We start from the raw sequence: 24,556 nt of genomic DNA, 5'->3' as shown, positions 1-24,556 counted from the left end.
TTTCCCGCGCGTACGACCGTCCGGCGCGCGGATCCTGGGCAAATGCCCTGACAGGGGACCATACGGACAGCATCATCGAAGAGATCACCGATGGAGGAGGTCTCTATGTACGGCGTCGGCGGCCCGGCGTGGTTGTTCTGTCCGGCGGATCGGCCGGAGCGGTTCGGTAAGGCGGCTGCGACGGCGGACGTGGTGATCCTCGATCTCGAGGACGGGGTGGCGCCGGGGGACAAGGACTACGCCCGCAAGTGCCTGCAGGACACGGTCCTCGATCCCGCTCGCACGGTGGTGCGGGTGAACCCCGCCGGCACCGACGAGCACGACGCCGATCTGAAGGCGCTGGCGGCTACGGACTACACCCGGGTGATGCTGGCGAAGTGCGAGTCGGCGCAGCAGGTGACGTCGTTGGCGCCGCGGGAGGTGGTGGCGTTGATCGAGTCGCCGTTGGGGGCGTTGAAGGTCGACGAGATCGCGTTGGCGGCCGGGACGGTCGGTCTGATGTGGGGGGCGGAGGATCTCGTCGTGGGTCTGGGCGGGCAGTCGTCGCGCCGGGCCGACGGGACGTATCGGGATGTGGCGCGGCATGTGCGCTCGCAGGCGTTGCTGGCGGCGAAGGCATACGGGCGGTTCGCGTTGGATTCGGTGTTTCTCGACATCCGGGATCACGAGGGGTTGCGGGACGAGGCGCTCGATGCGGTGGCGGTGGGGTTCGATGCGAAGGTGGCGATCCATCCGGGTCAGGTGGGGGTGATCCGGTCGGCGTATGCGCCCAGTGAGCAGGATGTGGCGTGGGCGCGGCGGGTGCTGGCGGCGGTGCCGGAGGAGCGGGGGGTGTTCCAGTTCGAGGGCCGGATGGTCGATGCGCCGGTGCTGCGGCACGCCGAGCAGATCCTGCACCGCGCCGTCGAGGCCCGCGCAGGTGATCACCGAGGGGGCGCGAGGGCATGACCGACACACAGATCCCTCCCCAGTGGACCCCCACCGAACAGGATGTCGCGAGCGCCCGGATCACCGCCTTCGCCCGGTGGGTCGAAAAGCGCCACGGCGTCTCCCTCCCCGACTACCCCGCCCTGTGGCGGTGGTCCGTCGACAATCTCGGACCGTTCTGGCAGGACGTGTGGGACTGGTTCGACGTACGGTCACGCACCGACCCGGGACCGGCGCTGGACGATGCCACGATGCCCGGAGCCGTCTGGTTCCCCGGCGCGCGCCTGAACTACGTGGAGCACGCCCTGCGGCACGCGCGCGACGACCGCCCCGCGATCGTGCACGTCGGCGAGGACGGCGAACGCACCGAACTGAGCTGGGCCGAACTCCGCAGGCAAGCGGCCGCGCTGGCCGCCACCCTGCGCGAGCACGGCGTCGGTGCCGGCGACCGCGTCGTCGGTTACCTGCCGAACATCCCGGAGGCCGTGGTCGCGCTGCTCGCCACCGCGAGCATCGGCGCCGTGTGGGCGGCCTGCGGCCAGGACTACTCGGCCCCCGCGGCCGTGGACCGGCTCGGGCAACTCGACCCCGCCGCCCTGATCACGGCCGACGGTTACCGGTTCGCCGGCCGCACCCACCCCCGCGCCGAGGCGGTCGCCCGGCTGCGGGAGCAACTGCCCTCGCTGGTGCTGACCGTCGTGGTGCCCCGGCTGGCAGACCCGCACCAGGACCTCGAAGGCGCGCTCACCTGGGAGGCGGCCACCGTCGGGGAACACCCGCTGAGTCCCGAGCCGGTGCCGTTCGACCATCCGCTGTGGGTCGTGTTCTCGTCCGGGACCACGGGCCTTCCCAAGGGCATCGTGCACGGGCACGGTGGTGTCCTGCTCGAGCATCTGAAGGCCGTCTCGCTGCACACCGACCTCGGATCCGACGACACCTTCTTCTGGTACACCAGCCCGAGCTGGATGATGTGGAACTTCCAGGCCGCCGGGTTGCTCGTCGGGGCGACGATCGTCTGTTACGACGGCAGCCCGTCGCACCCGCAGGTCGACCGGCTGTGGCGGATCGCCGCACAGGAACGGGTCACCGTGCTGGGGACCAGCCCGGGGTACGTGCTGGCCTGCATCAAGGCGGGCGTCGTTCCCCGTCGGGACCACGACCTGTCCGCCCTGCGGGCGGTGGGCGTCACGGGGTCCACCCTGCCCGCGTCGTCGTCGCAGTGGCTGGCCGAGAACGTCGGCGAGCACGTGCCCGTGATGTCCATCACCGGCGGCACCGATGTCGTCTCCGCGTTCGTCGGTGCCGTGCGCACCGTGCCGGTGTGGCCGGGCGAGCTGTCGGTGCCGTACCTCGGCGTCGCCCTCGACGCGTTCGACGAGCGGGGCCGGCCGGTCCGCGACGAGGTGGGGGAGCTCGTGGTGACCGCCCCGATGCCGTCGATGCCGGTCCGATTCTGGAACGACCCGGACGGGCACCGCTACCGCGAGGCGTACTTCTCCGTCTATCCCGGGGTGTGGCGGCACGGCGACTGGATCACGATCACCGGGCGCGGGACGGTCGTGATGCACGGGCGTTCCGATTCGACGCTCAACCGCCACGGGGTCCGGATGGGCAGCGCCGACATCTACCAGGCCGTCGAGAAGCTCCCCGAGGTCGTCGAAGCCCTGGTGATCGGAGCCGAGCAGCCCGACGGCGGCTACTGGATGCCGCTGTTCGTGGTGCTCGCCGACGGCGCCACCCTCGACGACGCACTGCGCGAGAAGATCCGCACCGTAATCCGCGAACAGGCGTCGCCGCGGCACGTGCCCGACGACATCGTCGCGGCGCCGGGCGTTCCCCACACCCGCACCGGGAAGAAGCTCGAGGTGCCGATCAAGCGGCTCTTCCAGGGGGCGGACGCGGCCCGCACCGTCGACCGCAGCGCGGTCGACGCACCGGAGTTGCTCGACTGGTATGCCCGCCAGCGGCAGGGTCGGTGAGCTGAGGCACGACCCGCGGAGCGAGGAGGGTCACCCGACTGGACATTTGTCCTGTTCGGGTGATCCGATGGCCACATGACGCTCGCCATCGACATCTTCCTCATCCTGCACTTCATCGGCCTCGCCGGGATCATCGGCTCCTGGCTCGCCGTGATCAAGGAACCGCGCGTGGTGGCCGGCATGCTGCACGGCGCGATCCTGCAGGTGGTGACCGGCCTTGCGTTGGTCGGGCTCAACGAGGCGGACGACGCCGACCTGAACCACATGAAGATCGGTGTCAAGCTCGTCGTCGCCGTCGTCATCCTCGTGATCGCGATCGTCGGCATGAAGAAGGAACGGCAGAACCCGGGCTCCACCGCTGCCCTGGCGCACGCGGCCGGCGCGCTCGGCATCCTCAACGTCGTCATCGCCGTGCTCTGGTGACCGTTCCGACACCGCGGCGGCAAAGATGAAGCCGACCTTACCGACCCTGTAGATTGGTCCGGTGCGCAAGTCACGCGGCCGGAAGGCGACCGGCGAGTAACCTGCTCGGGCAGCTCCGCGCCGACAGGCGGGGTGATCGTTGTCCCGGCGGGTCTCGCGGCGTTCGCGCCGTTGTCCGCCGTGTAACGCTCCTCCCCTGAACAGCAGATATACCTGAGCACGGTGCTCGCCCGGGTCACCGGGCGCGACGGTCGGGCCTGCGTCCGACGGTGAGAGAGAGGTTGGGGTTTGGACTCGCTGGGTGTCGGCGGATCGGGTGCGACGAACACGAACGCGGCGAACGTGCCGGACGGTGCCTTCCCCCTCTCCCCGGCACAGCTCGGGATGTGGTTCGCGCAACACGTCGACCCGTCGGTGCCCGCGAACATCGCCCAGTACGTCGAGCTCGTCGGCGAACTCGACCGTGACCTCCTGCTCGAGGCCAGCGCCCGCGCCGCCCTCGAGATGGGCTCCGGCTTCCTCCGGTTCCTCGAGGTCGACGCGCAGCCCTACCAGCTCGTCGATCCGAACCTCGACGCCTCCATCGGATACGTGGACCTGCGGGACTCGGACGATCCGCGCGAGGCCGCGATGGAATGGATGCGCGCCGACCGCAGCACCCCGGTGGACGTTCTCAAGGACCGGCTGATCTCGGCCACCGTCCTGCAGCTCGGCGAGCGCCGCTACTTCTGGTACAACCGCGTCCACCATCTCGCGCTCGACGGTTTCGGTGCCGCGACCTTCATGACCCGCATCGCGGAGCTCTACACCGCGGCCGTCGAGGGCGCCGAACCCAGCCCGAACAAGGCTTCGGACGTGCGCACCGTGTACGAGGCCGAGATCGGGTACCGGCACTCGTCGCGGTTCGACACCGACCGCGAGTACTGGTCGTCGGTCGTCGAAGGCATCGACGAACCCACCAGCCTGGCCGGTCGTCCCGCACCGCCGGCCCCCGTCAGCCGGATCGACAGTGCCACGCTCGACGACCGTGTCGAGGGGCTCGTCGACCGCTTCGCCGAACGCGAGAGCACCAGCCTCGCCACCGCGGTGATCGCGGCCTTCGCCGCCTACATGGCCCAGATGACCGGCCGCACCGACGTCGTGCTCAGCCTGCCCGTCGCCGCGCGGACCACCGCGGTGCTGCGCCGGTCCGGCAGCATGGTCTCCAACGTGGTGCCGTTGCGCCTCGAGGTGGCCGCCGACACCACCGTGCGCGGGCTCGTCGCGTCGGCGACCGCTGCCGTCTCGGGAGCGCTGCGACACCAGCGGTATCGCCACGAGGACATCGTCCGCGACGCCGGCAGTGCGGCCGGCGGCCGCTCGACGTTCTTCGGACCGTGGGTCAACATCATGCTGTTCGACAACGAGGTCCGTCTCGGCGACATGGTCGGACGGATCAACATCCTGTCCACCGGTCTCATCGAGGACCTCGGGGTCAACGTCTACAAGAGCGGTGGCACGCACACCCACATCGACTTCGAGTCCAACCCCAACCTGTACGGCGCGCAGGAGTCCCGGGCGCACCACGCCCGCTTCGTGGAGTTCTTCGACCGATTCGTCGCGGCCGATCCCGACCGGCGCGTGTGGGACCTGCCCCTCGGAACCGGTGCCGAGACCGCCCAGGTGCTCACCGAGTGGAACCGCACCGAGCACCCCCTCGACCACCGCACGCTGCTCGCGGAGTTCGAGGAGCAGGTGGCACGCACACCCGACGCCACGGCCCTCGTGTACGAGGGCGAGAGCCTGACCTACGCGGAGTTCGCCGCCCGCGCGAACGCGCTCGCGCGACTGCTCGTCGCGCGCGGCGTCGGACCGGAGTCACTGGTCGGACTGTCGGTGCGGCGTTCGCTCGAGCTGCTCGTCGGGATGTACGCGATCCTCGAGGCCGGCGGGGCCTGGGTGCCGATCGACCCGGACCATCCCGCGGACCGGACCGCCTACATCCTCGACACCGCTCAACCCGTCTGCGTGGTCACGACCGCGCGTGACCAGGTGGATCTGCCCGCCGGCCTCGACGTGGTCGAGATCGACCGCGTCGATCTCGCCGGCCTGGACACGCGCCCGCTCACCGACGCCGACCGGCTCGGGCCGGTACGTCTCGACAGCACGGCCTACGTCATCTTCACCTCGGGCTCCACCGGGCGTCCCAAGGGCGTCGCCGTCACCCACCGGGCGATCGACAACCAGATCCGGTGGATGAACGACCAGTACGCGCTGTCGGCGTCCGACGTGTACCTGCAGAAGACCGCGACGACGTTCGACGTGTCGCTGTGGGGCTTCTTCATGCCCCTGCGCGTCGGCGCGACCTTGGTGATCGCCACCCCCGACGGCCACCGCGACCCGATGTACGTGGCCGACAGGATCGCCGAACACGGGGTCACCCTCACCGACTTCGTGCCGTCGATGCTCACGGTGTTCGTCGCCAATGCCCGGCCCGGCTCGTGCGACACGCTGCGTCACGTGTTCGTGATCGGCGAGGCCCTGCCGTCCGAGACGGCGGCCGCGTTCGCCCAGTTGTGCGCCGCGCAGCTGCACAACCTCTACGGCCCCACCGAGGCCGCGGTCTCGATCACCTACCACCGGGCGACTCCCGAGGACGTGACCACCGTCCCGATCGGCGTCCCCCAGTGGAACAGCCGCGTCTACGTCCTCGACCACCGGCTGCGGCCCGTGCCGCCCGGCAGGCCCGGCGAGCTGTACCTCGCCGGGGTCCAGCTCGCGCGCGGCTACCTGCGCCGCCCCGACCTCACCGCCGACCGGTTCCTCGCCGATCCGTTCGGCGCCCCGGGCGACCGGATGTACCGCACCGGCGACCTCGTGCTGTGGCGCCTCGACTCGGACGGTGCCGGCTACCTCGACTACATCGGCCGTACCGACTTCCAGGTCAAGTTCCGCGGCCAGCGCATCGAGCTGGGCGAGATCGAGGCGGTCCTGCTCGCCGCCCCGGAGGTCTCGCAGGCCGTCGTGCTCGTGGTGCCGACGGCGACCGGCGACCAGCTCGTCGGTTACCTCGTCGCCGCTCCCGGCCATGCGATCGACACCGATGCGCTGACCGAGGCGCTGGGCCGGGCGCTGCCGTCGTACATGGTTCCGGCGTCGCTGATGGTGCTCGACGCGTTCCCGCTCAACACCAGCGGCAAGCTCGACCGCAGGGCCCTGCCCGAGCCGGTGTTCAACAGCGCCCGTATGTTCCGGGCGCCGCGCACCGCCGCCGAGCGGATCGTGGCCGAGACGTTCTCCGAGGTCCTGGGAGTCGCCGAGGTCGGCCTCGACGACGACTTCTTCGAACTCGGCGGCAACTCGCTCGTCGCCACCCAGCTCGTGTCCCGGATCGGCTCCGCCCTGGACACCCAGGTGCCGGTGCGGGTGCTGTTCGAGTCGTCCACCGTCGTGGGCCTCGCGGCCCGGGTGGCGCGACAGTCCGGATCGGGTGCCCGCCGGCCGCTCGTCGCGGGACCGCGGCCGGACGTGCTGCCGCTCTCGACGGCGCAGCAACGGATCTGGTTCCTCAACCGCTTCGACGCCGGCACCGCCGCCTACAACCTGCCCTTCACAGTGCGGCTCACCGGTCCGCTCGATCCGGCGGCCCTCGACGCCGCCTTCGGCGACGTCGTGGCCCGGCACGAGACACTGCGCACCGTCTACCCGGCCGTCGACGGGGAACCGCAACAGGTGATCCTGCCGGCCGAACACGTCGACAGTCGTGTCCCCGTCCTCGACATCGCCGCGTCCGATCTGCACGCCCGGGTCGTGGCCCTGGCGCAGCGCGGGTTCGACGTCGCCGTCGACCTGCCGTTCCGGATCGCCCTGTACCGGCTGGCGGACGACGAGTTCGTCCTGGCCATGGTGTTGCACCACATCGCCGCCGACGGATCGTCCTTCGAGCCGCTCGTGCGCGACATCGTTACCGCATACGCGGCGCGGGCGGCCGGCTCCGAACCCGGCTGGTCCGCGCTTCCGGTGCAGTACGCCGACTACGCACTGTGGCAACGCGACGTGCTCGGACTCGAATCCGACCCGGCCTCGATCTCTGCGCAGCAGATCGCCTACTGGACTCGGGAACTCGACGGCATCCCGGATCAGCTCGACCTGCCCGCGGATCGTCCCCGCCCGGCGGTCGCCACCTACCGCGGCGACAAGCGCCGGTTCCAGATCTCGGCCGAGACCCACCGTGGTCTGGTCGAGGTCGCCCGCTCGCATCATGCGTCGCTGTTCATGGTGATGCACTCCGCGTACGCCGTCCTCCTGTCGAGACTGAGCGGATCCGACGACATCGCCATCGGCAGCGTCGTCGCCGGCCGGGGTGATCGTCTGCTCGACGACCTGATCGGCATGTTCGTCAACACACTGGTGCTGCGCACGCGGGTCGATCCGGGGGCGCGTTTCGAGGAACTCCTCGACCGGGTCCGCGACTCCGATCTGAGCGCCTTCTCCAATGCGGACGTCCCGTTCGAGCGGCTCGTGGAGGTCCTCAAGCCGCCCCGGTCCACGGCTCGTCATCCGTTGTTCCAGGCCGCGCTGGCCGTGGAATCTCCTGGAACGCGCGATATTTCGTTCTCCGGTGTGCGTGCCACCGCGGCCGAGTTCGACGTGCCGATCGCGAAGTTCGACCTGCAGCTGTGGCTGGTCGAGCGGACCGACGACGAGGGTCGCCCGGCCGGCGTGGACGCCGTGTTCGAGTACGCGACCGACCTGTTCGACGCCGAGACCGTCGACGTCTTCGGGCAGCGTTTCGCGCGGATCCTCGAAGCGATCGTCGCCGATGCGGCGACGCCGGTCGGTGACATCGACCTCCTCGCGCCCGAGGAGGAGGCCCGGCTCGTCTCGGTCCGCGGCCCCGAACTCCATCGGGCGGAGCGGCCGCTCGTCGAACTGCTCACGGCCGGAGTGGATTTCGCGCCCGACACGATCGCCGTCCGATGCGGCGAGTCCGCCCTGACCTACCGTGAGCTCGACGAGTGGTCCAACCGCCTCGCCCGCGTCCTCGTCGACAGCGGTGTCGGACCCGAAACGATTGTGGCCCTCGCTTTCCCGCGATCCGCGGAGATGGTGCACTGTGTGTGGGCCGTCGCCAAGACCGGCGCCGCGTACGTGCCGATCGATCCCGCACACCCGGTCGAACGCATCCGGCACATCGTCCGGGACTCCGGCGCCGTCCTCGGTCTGACCACCGCCGGGCACCTGCCGGAGCTGCCCGCGGACTTCGACTGGAACGCCCTCGACGTCGACGAGACCCGCACGGCGATCGAACGGGCTTCCGCCGCACCCGTCGGCGACGCCGACCGGCTCGCGCCGCTGCGCCTCGACCACGTGGCATACATGATCTACACCTCGGGGTCGACGGGCCTGCCGAAGGGCGTCGCCGTGACCCACCACGGACTCGCCGCGCTCGTGCAGGAGAGCGTCGAACTGTACGGCGTCACCGAGCGGTCACGGGTGCTGCACGTGTGCGCACCCAGCTTCGACCCGTCGGTGCTCGAGTGGCTCATGGCCGGCTCCTCCGGCGCCGAACTCGTCGTGACACCCGCGAACGTGCTGGGTGGGATCGAACTGCACGACCTGATCGAGAGGTACGGGGTGACCCATGCCGTCATCACCCCCGCCGTACTCGGATCGGTCGACCCCCGCGACCTCGACACCTTGCGCGTCCTCAACGTCGGCGGCGACGTCTCCACCGCCGATCTGGTCGCCCGCTGGTCGCCCGGACGCCGCTACTTCAACGCATACGGCCCCACCGAGACCACGATCGTCACCACCCGCGGCGAACTGCACCCGGGCGAGCCCATCACCATCGGCACACCCGTGGCCGGGGTCGGTGCCCTCGTGCTCGACGCCCGGCTCCACCCCGTTCCGGTCGGTGTGTCCGGAGAGCTCTATCTGACCGGAGACGCGCTCGCCCGGGGCTACCACCGGCGGCCCGCGCTGACGGCGGACCGCTTCGTCGCCTCCCCGTTCGGCGCGCCGGGCGAGCGCATGTACCGCACCGGCGACGTCGTGCGGTGGGACGACGAAGGCCGGCTGGTGTACGCCGGGCGGACCGACTTCCAGGTCAAGGTCCGCGGCTACCGGATCGAGCTCGGGGAGATCGACGCCGCTTATCTCTCGTACCCCGCCGTCGACTTCGCCACCACGGTCGGGCACGAAATGCCCTCGGGGCAGACCACTCTGGTCACCTACGTCCACGGCGAGGCGGGACTCGACAGCGAGGAACTCACCGGGTACGTCGCAGGATTCCTGCCGTCCTACATGGTCCCCTCGGTCTGCGTCGTCCTCGACGCCGTCCCCCTCACCCCGAACGGCAAGGTGGACCGCAAGGCACTGCCCGAGCCGGTGTTCGAGGCGCGGGCCTTCCGCGCCCCCACCACGCCGATCGAGGAGATCGTCGCGGGCACCTTCGAGAGCGTCCTCGGCATCGACCGGGTCGGACTGGACGACGACTTCTTCGAGCTCGGTGGCAACTCGCTCGTCGCGACCCAGCTCGTGTCCCGGCTCGGTGCGGCCCTCGACACCCAGGTGCCCGTGCGTCTGCTGTTCGAAGCGTCGACCGTCGTCACGCTGGCCGCGCGGGTCGAACACCGTGCCGGCGCCGGCCGCCGCATCCCGCTCGTGGCCCGGCCGCGCCCCGACCGGATCCCGCTGTCCCTGGCCCAGCAGCGCATGTGGTTCCTCAACCGGTTCGAGCCCGAGTCGGCCACCTACAACCTGCCCTTCGCGCTGCGGCTGTCCGGTGAACTCGACATCACCGCGCTGCAGGTCGCCATCATGGATGTCATCGATCGGCACGAGTCGCTCCGAACCGTCTACCCCGAAGGGCCGGACGGGCCGATGCAGGTCGTCACGGACGCCGCCACGGCGGTGCCCAACCTGACACCGACGTCGATCACGGAAGAGAACCTGCAGCAGGAGATCTCGGCGCTCGCGTCCGCCGGTTTCGACGTGACCCGCGAGGTGCCCGTGCGGGCCCACCTGTTCGAGATCGACCCGACCGAGCACGTGCTGGCGATCGTCATGCACCACATCTCCGCCGACGGCTGGTCGATGGGACCGGTCGCACGTGATGTCATGGCCGCCTACGCCGCACGCATCGAGTGGGAGCGTCCCGCGTGGCCGCCGCTGTCGGTGCAGTACGCGGACTACACACTGTGGCAGCACGAACTTCTCGGCTCCGAGAGCGACCCGGAGTCGCTGATCGCCGACCAGCTCGCCTACTGGCGCACCACCCTCGCCGGGCTGCCCGACCAGCTCGACCTGCCGTCGGACCGGCCACGGCCGGCACGGCAGTCGTTCCGCGGCGGCACCGAGCGGTTCGTCGTGTCCGCCGAGATCCACTCCGCGCTCGACGACGTCGCGCGCCGGCACGGCACCACGCTCTTCATGGTGGTGCACGCGGCACTGTCGGTGCTGCTGGCGCGGTTGTCGGGGACCGACGACATCGCCGTCGGCACCCCGGTGGCCGGTCGCGGCGAGCAGGAACTCGACAACGTGGTCGGCATGTTCGTCAACACCCTGGTGCTGCGTACCCAGGTGGACCCGGACCAGCCGTTCACCGAGCAGCTCGCCCGCGCCCGGGAGGCCGCGCTCGGTGCGTTCGCGCACGCGGACGTGCCGTTCGAGCGGCTGGTGGAGGTGCTCAATCCCGCCCGGTCGACGGCGCGGCATCCGCTGTTCCAGGTCATGCTGGCCTTCCAGAATCTCGGGTCCACGCATGTGGAGCTGCCCCGGCTCGTCCTGGAGACGCAGGCCATCGACACCTCGGTGGCGAAGTTCGACCTGCAGCTGACGCTGTCCGAGTCCTCGGACGACGACGGCGGCGCCGACGGCCTCGTCGCCGAGATCACCTATGCGACGGATCTGTTCGATGCGTCGACGGTGGCGGGGTTCGCGGCGCGGTTCGTGCGGGTGCTCGAGGCGGTGGTGGCCGATCCGTCGGTGGCGGTGGGGGATCTGGAGATCCTCGAGCCGGTGGAGCGGTCGCGGGTGCTCGAGGTGTGGAACGACACGGGGCGTGCGGTGCCGGCGGCGACGTTGGGGGAGTTGTTCGCGGAGCAGGTGCGGCGGTCGCCGCAGGCGCCGGCGGTGACGTTCGACGGGGTGTCGCTCAGTTACGGGGAGTTCGCCGGGCGGGTGCGGCGGTTGGCGCGGTATCTGGTGTCGGTGGGGGTGGGGCCGGAGTCGCTGGTGGGGTTGGCGATGCGCCGGTCGGTGGATCTGCTGGTGGGGATGTATGCGGTGGTGGAGGCCGGGGGCGGGTATGTGCCGGTCGATCCGGATCAGCCGGCCGAGCGCAACGGGTACATCCTGGAGGTGGCGGCGCCGGTGGTGGTGTTGACCACGGGGCGGGACGGGTTCGTGGTGCCGGGGCAGGGGTCTGTCCGCACGGTGGTGCTCGACGAGTTGGATGTGTCGGGGTTGTCGGATGCGCCGGTGACCGATGGGGAGCGGCGTGCGCCGGTGCGGGGGTCGAACACGGCGTATGTGATTTTCACGTCGGGGTCGACGGGGCGGCCGAAGGGTGTGGCGGTCTCGCATGCGGCGATCGTCAATCGTCTGGTGTGGATGCAGGGTCGGTACGGGTTGTCGGCCGGCGATGTGGTGTTGCAGAAGACGCCGTTCACGTTCGATGTGTCGGTGTGGGAGTTCTTCTGGCCGTTGCAGGTGGGGGCGCGGTTGGTGGTCGCGGCCCCGGACGGGCACCGCGACCCCGGGTACCTCGCGGCGGTCATGCGCGCAGAGTCGGTGACCGTCGCGCACTTCGTGCCGTCGATGCTCGCGGTCTTCGTCGCCGAGTCCGCGGTCGGCGGGATCTCGTCGCTGCGGTACGTGTTCGCTTCCGGTGAGGCTCTCGCCGCCGCGGTCGCCGCCCGGGTGCGGTCGGTGCTGCCGGGTGTGGCTGTGCACAACCTGTACGGGCCGACCGAGGCCGCGGTGGATGTGACGTTCCACGAGGTGACCGACGCGGATGTGGTGTCGGTGCCGATCGGTGCGCCGGTGTGGAACACGGGTGTGTTCGTGCTCGACGGGCGGCTGAATCCGGTGCCGGTCGGGGTGCCGGGTGAGTTGTATCTGGCGGGTGTGCAGCTTGCGCGCGGCTACGTGGGCCGCCCGGATCTGACCTCGGATCGGTTCGTGGCGAATCCGTTCGGGGCGGCGGGGGAGCGGTTGTACCGCACCGGTGATCTGGTGACGTGGACCGAGGCCGGGGAGCTCGAGTACCTGGGCCGCACGGACTTCCAGGTCAAGCTGCGGGGTCTGCGCATCGAGCTCGGCGAGATCGAGGCGGCGTTGCTGGAGGTTGCGGCGGTGGCGCAGGCGGTCGTGCTGGTCCGCGCCGAGCAGCTGGTGGCGTACGTGGTGACGGCCGCCGGTGCCGTGTTCGACGAGGACGAGGCCCGCTCGGCGGTGGGGCAGGTGCTGCCGTCGTACATGGTGCCGTCGGCGTTCGTGGTGCTCGCGGAGTTGCCGCTCAACGCGTCGGGCAAGCTGGACCGGAAGGCGTTGCCGGAGCCGGTGTTCGAGGTCAAGGTGTTCCGTGCCGCGACGACTCCGGTGGAGGAGATCGTGGCGAGTGTGTTCGCCGAGGTGCTCGGTCTCGACCGGGTCGGTCTCGACGACGACTTCTTCGCCCTCGGTGGCAACTCGCTGATCGCCACGCAGGTGGTCTCGCGGATCGGGGCGGCGCTCGACGCGTCGGTGCCGCTGCGGGTGCTGTTCGAGAACTCGACCGTCGAGGCGTTGGCCGCCCGGATCGACGGGCACGACGGCCCGGCGCGACGGGCCCCGCTGGTTCCGCAACCCCGTCCCGAGCGGGTGCCGCTGTCGCTCGCGCAGCAGCGGATGTGGTTCCTCAACCGGTTCGATCCCGATTCGACGGCGAACAACATCCCGGTCGCCGTCCGCATGTCCGGCCGGCTCGACGTCCCGGCGCTCGAGGATGCCGTGTGCGACGTCCTCGCCCGCCACGAATCCCTGCGCACCGTCTACCCCGACCTCGACGGATACGGCTACCAGAAGGTGCTCGCCCCCTCCGAGGTCCGCGTCTCGCTCGAGGCGGTGCGCATCGACCGGGCGCAGCTGCCCGACGAGCTGCGGGCGCTGGCGGGCACGCACTTCGACGTGTCCACCGACGTCCCGATCGTCGTGCGGCTGCTGTGCCTGAGCCCCGAGGAGCACGTGCTCGTCGCGGTCATGCACCACATCGCCGGCGACGGCTTCTCGATGGGCCCGCTCACCCGCGACATCATGGTCGCCTACGCGGCCCGGTCGCTCGGCAACGAACCCGCCTGGGAGCCGCTGGAGATCCAGTACGCCGACTACACCCTGTGGCAGCGCGACGTGCTCGGCTCCGAGGACGACCCGGACTCGCTCGTCACCCGTCAGCTCGAGTACTGGAAGCAGGCGCTCGGCGGGCTGCCGGACGGCCTCGACCTGCCGACCGACCGCCCCCGGCCCGCGGTGGCGACGAATCGTGGTGCGACGCATCGGCTCACCGTCGACGAGTCGCTGCACGCCGCGCTCGGCCGATTCGCCGGCGAGCAGCGCGCGACGGTGTTCATGGTGGTCCACGCGGCCCTGGCGCTGTTGCTGGCCCGTCTCGGCACCTCCCGGGACATCGCCGTCGGCACACCGGTGGCCGGCCGCGGGGAGCGCTCGCTCGACAACCTGATCGGCATGTTCGTCAACACCCTGGTGCTGCGTACCGAGGTGGACACCGCCGACACCTTCGCGGACCTGCTCGCCCGGGTGCGCGAAGTCGACCTCGGGGCCTTCGCGCACGCCGAGGTGCCGTTCGAGCGGCTCGTGGACGTGCTCGCGCCGGAACGCACCCAGGCCCGGACTCCGCTGTTCCAGGTCATGCTGGCGTTCCAGAACATCGGCGACGTGGCCCTGGAACTGCCGGGGCTGTCCGTCGCGCAACTGCCCCTCGACGGCGGCGTGTCGAAGTTCGACCTCATGTTCACGATCCTCGAGGGTCAGGCCGCCGGCACCGACGCGGGCGCTCTCGCCGTCGAGATCTCCTACGCCACCGACCTGTTCGACGCCCCGACGATCGCCGCCGTCGGCGACCGGTTCGTCCGTCTGCTACGGCTGGCGACCGAACGACCCGACGTGCCGGTCGGCGACCTGCCGATGCTGCCGGGCGCGGAACTCGATGCGGTCGAGCATCTTTCGCACGGTCCCCGTCGCGCGCTCGACGCCGACGCCACCCTGGTCGATCTCCTCGCCCGGCAGGCCGCCCGCACGCCCGACACCGTGGCCGTGGAATCGGGCGAGTCGACGTGGACGTACCGCGAGTTCGGTTCCCGGGTCAACGCCCTGGCGCGGTATCTCGTCGCGCACGGCGCGGGACCGGACACCGTGGTCGCAGTGGCCGCGAGCCGCTCGACGGAGATGCTCGTGGCGATCCACGCCGTCCTGGCTGCGGGGGCCGCCTACGTCCCGCTCGACCCGGACCAGCCGGCCGACCGGATCGCGTATGTCCTCGAATCCGCCTCGCCCGTAATGGTTCTCACCCGTACCGGACGTGAGCGCCTGCCGGGTGCCGACGCGGTGCCGATCGTGGCGCTCGACGAGGCCGACACCACCCCGTACGGCGATGCGCCCCTGACCGACGCCGACCGGCTCGCGCCGCTGCGCCCGGATCATCTCGCGTACGTGCTCTACACATCCGGGTCCACCGGTCGGCCGAAGGGCGTGGCCGTGCCGCACGCCGCCGTGGTCCACCAACTGCTGTGGATGCAGGACGAGTTCGGCCCGGGCGCCGGCGACGCCCTGCTGCTCAAGACCCCCGCCACCTTCGACGCCTCGGTCTGGGAGATCTTCCTGCCGCCGCTGGTGGGCGCCCGGATCGTGGTCGGCGCACCCGACCTGCACCGCGACCCCGCCGCAATGGCGGCAGCGATCGGGCGGCACGCCGTCACGCTGGTCCAGTTCGTGCCCGCCGTGCTCGACGCCGTGCTCGAACACCTCGACCGGACGACCGCCGCGTCCCTGACCCAGGTCTTCTGCGGCGGCGAGAGCCTCCCGGCCGAAACCGTCGCCCGGTTCCACGCACTGAACGATGCGCCCGTCCACAACCTGTACGGACCGACCGAGACGACGATCCAGACCGTCCACCGGACGGCCGGACCCGGCGACACCGCAACGGTTCCGATCGGTACACCGGTGTGGAACACCGGCGCGCTCGTGCTCGACGAACGGCTGCACCCCGTGCCGCTCGGCGTCGCCGGCGAGCTCTACCTCACCGGTCCCCAGCTGGCGCGCGGCTATCACGGCCGCCCGGACCTCACCGCCGACCGATTCGTCGCCGACCCCTGGTCCAGCGGCGAGCGGATGTACCGCACCGGCGACCTGGTGCGGTGGACCGCCGCAGGTGAGCTCGACTACCTGGGCCGGACGGACCTGCAGGTCAAGTTGCGCGGTCTGCGCATCGAACTCGGAGAGGTCGAGTCGCAGCTGACCGCCCTCGACGAGGTGCGCCAAGCCGTCGCCGTGGTGCGCGAGGACCCGCGCTTCGGACCGCAGCTGGTCGGTTACGTGGTGCCCGAACCGGGCGTCGACTTCGACCCCGCCCGGGCGAAGGACGCGCTCGCCACCGCGCTGCCGTCCTACATGGTGCCCTCGGCCTTCGTCCCCCTGGATGCGTTCCCGCTGAACGCCAGCGGCAAGATCGACCGGCGAGCGCTGCCGGCTCCGACCTTCGAAGCGCGCACCTTCACCGCGCCGCGGACCCCGGTCGAGGAGATCGTCGCGGGCGTCTTCGCCCAGGTACTGGGTGTGCCGCGGGTCGGCCGTGACGACGACTTTTTCGATCTCGGCGGCAACTCACTCGTCGCGACGCAGGTCGCGGCCCGCCTCAGCGACGCGCTCGACGCGTCGATCCCGGTGCGGGCACTGTTCGACGCCCCGACTGTCGAAGCCCTCGCGGTGCGGGCCGAGCAGGAGGCCGGCGCGGGTCGCCGCACCCCGCTGGTCCCGTACGCGCGGCCCGAGCGCATCCCGCTGTCGCCGGCGCAGCAGCGCATGTGGTTCCTCAACCGCTTCGACCCCGAGTCGGCGGTGAACAACGTCCCGATCGGAGTGCGTTTCACCGGTGCCCTCGACGTGCCCGCCCTGCGCGGGGCGGTCCGGGACCTGACCGAGCGCCACGAGGTGCTGCGCACCGTCTACCCCGACGTGGACGGCACCGGCTACCAGCAGATCCTGCCGGACTCCCCGGTGCGGCTCGAGGTCGAGCGCATCGACGCGCACGCCCTGCCGGATCGTGCCCGCGAACTCGTCACGCGCGGGTTCAACGTCACCGCCGAGGTGCCGTTCCGGGCGGTGGTCTTCGAGCTGAGCCGGACCGAGCACGTGCTGCTGTTCGTCGCCCATCACATCGCCACGGACGGGTTCTCGGTGCGTCCGCTCGCCCGCGACGTGATGGTCGCCTACGCGGCCCGCACCCGCGGTGAGCTGCCCGGCTGGGCCCCGCTCGAGATCCAGTACGCGGACTACGCCCTGTGGCAGCGCGACGTGCTCGGTTCCGAGGACGAGCCGGGATCCGTGGCCGCCGAACAGGTGCAGTTCTGGAAGCGCACGCTCGCCGGGCTGCCCGACCAGCTGGACCTGCCGTCCGATCGGGCCCGCCCCGAGCGGACCTCCGGACACGGCCGCACCAGCCGCTTCCAGGTCGACGAGGCGCTGCACGAACGTCTGCAGAGCCTCGCGCACGAGAAGAACACGTCGCTGTTCATGGTCGTGCACGCGGCGCTCGCGGTGCTGCTGGCCCGGTTGTCCGCAACCGAGGACATCGCGATCGGCACCCCGGTCGCCGGCCGCGGCGAGGCCGCCCTCGACGACCTGGTCGGCATGTTCGTCAACACCCTCGTCCTGCGCACGGACGTGCAGGGCGGGCAGTCCTTCGCGGAACTGTTGAGCGCGGTGCGCGAAAGCGACCTCGACGCGTTCGCCCACGCGGACGTGCCGTTCGAACGGCTGGTGGAGATCCTCGACCCGGAGCGCTCCCAGGCCCGGCACCCGCTGTTCCAGGTGGTGCTGACCTTCCAGAACATCGGACAGGCCGAACTCGAACTCGACGGTCTCGCGCTCGAGGCCCTCGACTACGACCCGCCCACCGCGAAATTCGACCTGCAGTTCACCTTCTCGGAGCAGGTGGCCGAGGACGGTTCGGCGGCCGGCATCGCCGCCGCCGTCACCTACGCCACCGACCTGTTCGACGAGCTGCGCGTCGCCGCCTTCGCCGAGCAGCTGCTGCGGATCCTGCGGGCCGTGGCGGCGGATGCGTCGGTGGCGGTCGGTGACATCGAGATCGTCGACGAGTTCGAACGCGAACTCGTGGTCTCCCGGTGGAATTCGCTCGGCGACGACGTCGCCCCGGCGGATGTGACGTTGGTGGACATGTTCGAGGCGCGCGTGAGCGCTGCGCCCGGCGACATCGCGGTGCGGTTCGGCGACGAGGCGCTGACCTACGCGGAGTTCGCGTCCCGGGCGCGGCGACTGGCCCGCCATCTGATCTCGGTGGGCGTGGGTCCCGAGTCGCTCGTGGCGGTCGCGCTGCCGCGGTCGCTGGATCTGGTGGTCGCCCTCGTCGCGGTGCTCGAGGCCGGCGGCGGGTATCTGCCGGTGGACCCGAACTACCCGTCCGACCGGATCGAGTTCATGCTAACCGACGCCGCGCCGGCCGCGGTGCTCACCGCCTCCGGCACCGGGATCGAGGTGCCCACCGCGGTGCCGGTGGTCGAGCTCGACACCGTCGATCTGTCGGGGGTGGACGACGCGCCGATCCGCGACGAGGAGCGCACCGCGCCGCTCGACGCCGCGAACCTCGCGTACGTCATCTACACCTCCGGGTCCACGGGCCGGCCCAAGGGCGTGCTGATCCCGCACCGGAACGTGGTGCGGCTGATGGTGAACACCGAGTCGGTCTACGGGTTCGGCCCGTCGGATGTGTGGACGATGTTCCACTCGTACGCGTTCGACTTCTCGGTGTGGGAACTGTGGGGCCCCCTGCTGTACGGCGGCACCCTGGTGGTCGTGGACTGGTTCACCTCGCGCTCGCCGGAGGCATTCCGCGAGTTGCTCGTGCGCGAACGGGTGACGGTGCTCAATCAGACGCCGTCGGCGTTCTACCAGCTCGCCGAGGCCGACCGCACGGCCGGTGGCACGGAGGGCGACCTCGCCCTGCGGTACGTGATCTTCGGCGGTGAGGCACTCGAGCCGCGCCGGCTGGAGGGCTGGTTCACCCGGCACGGGGACACCGCGCCGCGGCTGGTGAACATGTACGGCATCACCGAGACCACGGTGCACGTGTCGTACCGGGAGATCGGTGCGGACCTGGCCGAGGCCGGTTCCGCGAGCATCGTGGGCGTGCCGATCGCGGGCCTGCGGGTCTACGTCCTCGACACCCGCCTCAACCCCGTTCCCGTGGGCGTGGCCGGTGAGATGTACGTCGGCGGCGGTCAGCTGGCCCGCGGATACCTGGGCCGCCCGGACCTGTCCGCGGCCCGGTTCGTGGCCGACCCGTTCTCCGCCGACGGTGGATTGCTGTACCGCACCGGCGATGTCGCCCGCTGGGCGGTCTCGGGGGATCTCGAGTACCTCGGCCGCGCGGACGACCAGGTCAAGATCCGTGGCTTCCGGATCGAGCTCGGCGAGGTCGAATCGGCCGTGCTGGCCCAGCGGCCGGTCGGGCAGGCCGCGGTGATCGTGCGCGAGGACGCCCCCGGCGCGGCGCGCATCGTCGCGTACGTGGTGCCCGCCGACGGCGCGACCGTCGACGTCGAGGAACTGCGCGCCGGGGTGGGCGCGCTGGTACCGGAGTACATGGTGCCGTCGGCGTTCGTGGTGATCGACGCGATCCCGCTGACCGTGAACGGCAAGCTCGACCGGCGGGCACTGCCGGAACCGGTGTTCGAGACCCGGGTCTTCCGGGCGCCGTCGACGCCGGTCGAGGAGATCGTCGCGGGCACGTTCGCCGAGGTGCTCGGTGTGGAGCGGGTGGGCGCCGACGACGACTTCTTCGAGCTCGGCGGCAACTCGCTGATCGCGACGCAGGTCGTCGCGCGCCTCGGGGTGGCGCTCGACACGCAGGTCCCGGTGCGGACGTTGTTCGAGGCCTCGACCGTCGTCGCGCTCGCGGCGCGGGTCGAGCAGGACGCCACCGGCGGCGGACGGGTGCCGCTGACCGCGCGCACGCGTCCCGAACGCATCCCGCTGTCGCCGGCGCAGCAGCGCATGTGGTTCCTCAACCGCTTCGACCCCGAGTCGACGGCGTACAACATCCCGATGGCTCTGCGGCTGACCGGCGACCTCGACGTCGACGCGCTGCACGCCGCCGTCGCCGACCTGGTGGCCCGCCACGAGACGCTGCGGACCGTGTACCCGGAGACGAATTCCGGTCCGGTGCAGGACATCCGGCCCGCCACCGCGGTCCCGGTCGACCTCGACCCGATCGACGTCCCGGCGGCCGAGCTGGAATCGCGCCTGCGCGAACTCGCCTCGACCGGCTTCGACGTCACCCGCGAGATCCCGCTGCGGATCGCGCTGCTGCGTCTCGCACCCGCCGAGTACGTCCTCGTCACCGTGGTGCACCACATCGCCGCGGACGGCTCGTCGATGGTGCCGATGGTGCGCGATGTGATGACCGCGTACGCCGCCCGGTCCGCCGGCACCGAGCCGGCGTGGGCGCCGCTCGAGCTCCAGTACGCGGACTACGCGCTGTGGCAACGGGAACTGCTCGGATCCGAGGACGATCCCGAGTCGCTCGCCGCCCGGCAGCTCGACCACTGGCGGACCGCGCTGGCCGATCTGCCGGACCAGCTGGACCTGCCCACGGACCGCCCGCGGCCCGCGCAGCAGTCGTTCCGCGGCGACCGGGTCGAGTTCGTCGTAGACGCAGAGGTGCACGCCGCGTTGCGCGACCTCGCGCGCGCCCGCAACGCGACCGTGTTCATGGCGATGCATGCCGCGTTCGCGGCGCTGCTCGCCCGCCTGTCCGGATCCGACGACATCGCGGTGGGCACACCCATCGCGGGTCGCGGCGAGGCCGCCGTGGAGAACCTGATCGGCATGTTCGTCAACACGCTGGTCTTCCGGCTCTCCGTCGACGGCCACCGCTCGTTCGACGAACTGCTCGGGGCGGCACGGGAAACCGACCTGCAGGCATTCGCCCACGCGGACGTGCCGTTCGAGCGGCTCGTGGAGGTGCTCAACCCGGCCCGCTCCACCGCGCGGCACCCGTTGTTCCAGGTGGGCTTCTCGTTCCAGAACCAGCAGCGCACGGAACTGGAACTGGCCGGTCTGACCGTCGCCCCGATCGACCTCGAGGGTGGCACGTCGCAGTTCGACCTGCACCTGATCGTCAGCGACCGATACGACGAGCAGGGTTCCCCGGCCGGCATGGACGCGATCCTGACCTTCGCCACCGACCTGTTCGACGAGTCCACCGCCCGTGCTGTGGCCGAGCGTTTCCAGCAGTTGCTCCGGGCCCTCGTGCAGGCGCCGGACGTGCCGCTGGGCGATCACCCGGTGCTGCTCGCGCGCGAAGAGCACGCCGTCCTGGCGGCATGGAACGACACCGCCCACGAGACCGACACGGCCGCAACGCTCGTCGACCTGTTCGACGAGCAGGTGCGCCGGGACCCCGGCGCGGTCGCACTGGTGTACGAGGGCACCGCCGTCACGTACGGCGAGTTCGACGCCCGCGTCAACCGTCTCGCCCGGCACCTGATCGCTCAGGGTGTGGGGCCGGAGGACCGGGTCGCGCTGATCGTGCGGCGTTCGCCGGAACTCGTCGTCGGCATGTACGCGATCGCCAAGGCCGGCGGTGCGTACGTGCCCCTCGACCCGGACCAGCCGGCCGAGCGCAACGCCTACATCCTCGGCACCGCGGCGCCCACGTGCGTGGTCACGGTCGCGGCGGATCGGATCGACGTGCCCGGCATGCCGGTCGTCGAACTCGACCGCGTGGACCTCTCCGGTCTGCCGGACGCGCCGGTGACCGCGGCCGAACGTCGCGCGCCGCTGCGTGCGGCGAACACCGCGTACGTGATCTTCACGTCCGGATCGACCGGCAGGCCCAAGGGTGTGGCGGTTCCGCACGCCGCCGTGGTCAACCAGATGCTCTGGAAGCGGGACGCGTTCGATCTCGGACCGGACGACGCGGTGCTGCTCAAGACCGTCGCCACGTTCGACCTGTCGGTGTGGGAGTTCTGGTCGGCACTCACCTCCGGCTCGCGTCTGGTGATCGCGACCGCCGACGGGCATCGCGATCCCGACTACCTGCTGCGGTTGCTGCGCGACGAGCGCGTCACCACGCTGCACGCGGTGCCGTCGATGCTGTCGATGCTCACGACCGCCGCGGGTGGGGAGGTCGCGCCGTCGCTGCGGCGTGTGCTCGCCATCGGCGAGGCCCTACCGGCGGTCACCGCGCAGCAGTTCCGCGCGGACAACGAGGCGGCCCTGTTCAACCTGTACGGGCCGACCGAGGCCGCCGTGTCCGTGACCGTGCACGAGACGAGCGATGCCGACACCGCGGTCGTGCCGATCGGCGTGCCCGAGTGGAACAGCCGCGTATACGTGCTCGACGCGCGCCTGCGTCCGGTGCCGATCGGGGTCGCCGGCGAGCTGTACCTGGCGGGCGCGCAGCTGGCGCGCGGCTACCACGGCCGTCCCGACCTGACCGCCGACCGGTTCGTCGCCGACCCGTTCGGCGGGGGCCGGATGTACCGCACCGGCGACATCGTGCACTGGAACCGCGCCGGCGAACTGGTCTACCGCGACCGCGCCGACTTCCAGGTCAAGGTGCGCGGCTACCGCATCGAACTCGGGGAGATCGAGTCGGTGCTGCGCGCCCGCGACGAGGTGCGCGACGTCGCCGTCCTCGTCCGCACCGACCCGCACGTCGGCGACCGGCTGGTGGCGTACGTGGTCCCGGCCGACGGATCCGACACCGGATCCGACACTGCCGGATCCCTCACTGCCGGATCCGTCACTGCCGGATTCGATGCGGCCGCGACGAAGACCGCACTGGCGCAGGCGCTTCCGTCGTACATGGTGCCGTCGGCGTTCGTCGTCCTCGAGGCGCTGCCGCTGAACACCAACGGCAAGCTCGACCGCCGGGCGCTGCCCGAACCGGAGTTCGAGGCCGGGCAGTTCCGGGCCCCCACCACCCCGGTGGAGGAGATCGTCGCCCGCATCCTCGCCGAGGTCCTGGGCATCGAACGCGCCGGCCTCGACGACGACTTCTTCGAACTCGGCGGCAACTCCCTGCTCGCGACGCAGCTGGCCTCCCGGCTCGGTGTCGCACTCGACACCCGGGTGTCGGTGCGGACCGTGTTCGAGGCGTCGACCGTCGCGGCGCTGGCCGGCCGGATCCAGCCGTCCGTCGGCCGCGGTGCCCGGCCTCCGCTGGTACCACAGCCGCGGCCCGAGCGGATTCCGCTGTCGCTCGCGCAGCAACGGATGTGGACCCTCAACCAGGTCGATCCCGGATCCGGGGTCTACAACATCCCCGTCGCGGTGCGGCTGAGCGGCTCCCTCGACACCGAGGCCCTGCGCTCCGCGGTCGCCGACGTGATCGCCCGGCACGAAGTGCTGCGCACGGTGTACCCGGACACGGAGGACGGCCCGGTCCAGGTGGTGCTCCCGACGTCGCAGGCACTGCCGGACCTGGTCCCGGTGCCCGTCGCCGAGAGCGAGATCGTCGACCGGCTCACCGACGTCCTCGGTGCGGGCTTCGACGTGACGGCCCAGACCCCGCCGGTGCGGGCGCGGCTGTTCCGCGTCGCCGACGACGAGCACGTGCTCGCCCTGGTGGCGCACCACATCAGCGCCGACGGCTACTCGATGCGGCCGCTCGTACGCGACGTGATGGTCGCCTACGCCGCCCGCGCCGAGGCGCAGGTGCCCGGCTGGGCGGAGCTGGCGGTCCAGTACGCCGACTACACGCTGTGGCAGCAGCAGGTGCTCGGCAGCCCGGACGACCCCGACAGTGAGCTGTCCCGCCAGCTCGGGTACTGGACCGACGAGCTGACCGGCAGTCCCGAGCTGCTCGCGCTGCCGACGGATCGGCCGCGGCCGGCGCGGCAGTCCACCGAGGGCGACTCGGTGACGTTCACCATCGGGGAGGCGCTCGCGCAGCGGATCGAGAAGACCGCCCGCGAACACAACGCGACGGTGTTCATGGTCGTGCACGCCGCCCTCGCGGTGCTCCTGTCGCGCCTGGCGTCCACCGAGGACGTCGCGGTCGGAACTCCGACCGCCGGTCGCGCCGAGGAAGTGCTCGACGACCTGGTGGGCATGTTCGTCAACACGCTGGTGCTGCGCACCCGCGTGGCCGGCGGGGGCACTTTCGCCGACCTCCTCGCCCAGGCGAAGGAGAAGGACCTGGCGGCGTTCGGCAACGCCGACGTGCCGTTCGAGCGGCTCGTCGACGCCGTCGGCCGCCGGCGGTCGAGCTCGTACACGCCGCTGTTCCAGGTGATGCTCACGTTCCAGAACATCGAGACCGGCACGCTGGAACTGCCGGGACTGGCGGTCACCCCGCTCGAGGCCGGCGCCCACCAGGCGAAGTTCGACCTGCAGTGCACCTTCGTCGAGCAGTTCGCGCCCGGCGGCGGCCTCGGCGGTCTCGAGGTGATCTTCACCTACGCGACCGCGCTGTTCGACCGGGAGACGGTCGAGCTGTTCGCCGAACGGTTCACCCGCATCCTCGATGCGGTGACGTCGGATCCCCAGATCCGGCTGCGTGCGATCGACATCCTCACCGAGACCGAACGGGCCCGGCTGGCCGCGCCGCGCAAGCCGCGGACCGTGGCGGACCTGCCGGACCTGGTCGCCGCCGCCGCCGAGACCGCCCCCGACGCGGTGGCGCTCAGCCACGAGGGCCGGGACGTCACCTTCGGGGAGTTCGCGCAGAAACTGGCCGCGACGGCCACGGCGACGAGCGGGGCACTGACCGCGGAGGCGCTCGTGCCTGTGGTGTTGAACACCCTCATCCCCGGTGTCCTGCCCGCGCTGGGCGCCGACGGGTTCGCCGAACTGGTCCGATCCGTGCTCACCACGGCCGACGAGATCACCGGTGGGGGGCTCTGACCTGGGCGCTTCGTTTGCTGTCGGTCCGACCGGGATAATCGAACATCGACTGTCGTCCGACCCCGTGGGTACCCGGGTGCCCACAGGGTCGGACG

The 24,556-nt window shown here is 71.1% G+C and carries 4 protein-coding genes; all 4 read left to right on the top strand.

Annotated features, from left to right (window positions below):
• Positions 1–90 precede the first annotated feature (90 nt).
• The 4 genes from ACM26Y_RS17440 (at position 91) to ACM26Y_RS17425 (ending at position 24,461) form a co-directional block, all read left to right on the top strand.
• Positions 91–948: an HpcH/HpaI aldolase/citrate lyase family protein gene (locus tag ACM26Y_RS17440; protein ID WP_416061461.1), complete on the top strand. Its 858-nt coding sequence runs from the start codon at positions 91–93 to the stop codon at positions 946–948.
• A complete protein-coding gene (locus ACM26Y_RS17435; RefSeq protein ID WP_416061460.1) occupies positions 945–2,906 on the top strand; it encodes an acetoacetate--CoA ligase in 1,962 nt (653 codons plus the stop codon). Before ACM26Y_RS17440 ends, ACM26Y_RS17435 begins: the two co-directional genes overlap by 4 nt.
• A 75-nt stretch (positions 2,907–2,981) precedes the next feature.
• On the top strand, positions 2,982–3,329 hold the full coding sequence (locus tag ACM26Y_RS17430) for a hypothetical protein (protein WP_003936303.1): 348 nt from the start codon (positions 2,982–2,984) through the stop codon (positions 3,327–3,329).
• A gap of 288 nt (positions 3,330–3,617) precedes the next feature.
• A complete protein-coding gene (locus ACM26Y_RS17425; RefSeq protein ID WP_416061459.1) occupies positions 3,618–24,461 on the top strand; it encodes a non-ribosomal peptide synthase/polyketide synthase in 20,844 nt (6,947 codons plus the stop codon).
• Positions 24,462–24,556: the final 95 nt, after the last annotated feature.

This window comes from Rhodococcus indonesiensis (assembly GCF_047782815.1).
Taxonomy (GTDB): domain Bacteria; phylum Actinomycetota; class Actinomycetes; order Mycobacteriales; family Mycobacteriaceae; genus Rhodococcus; species Rhodococcus indonesiensis.
The sequence above is the reverse complement of the archived record's forward strand: the minus strand, read 5'-3'. Positions and strand labels throughout refer to the sequence as shown.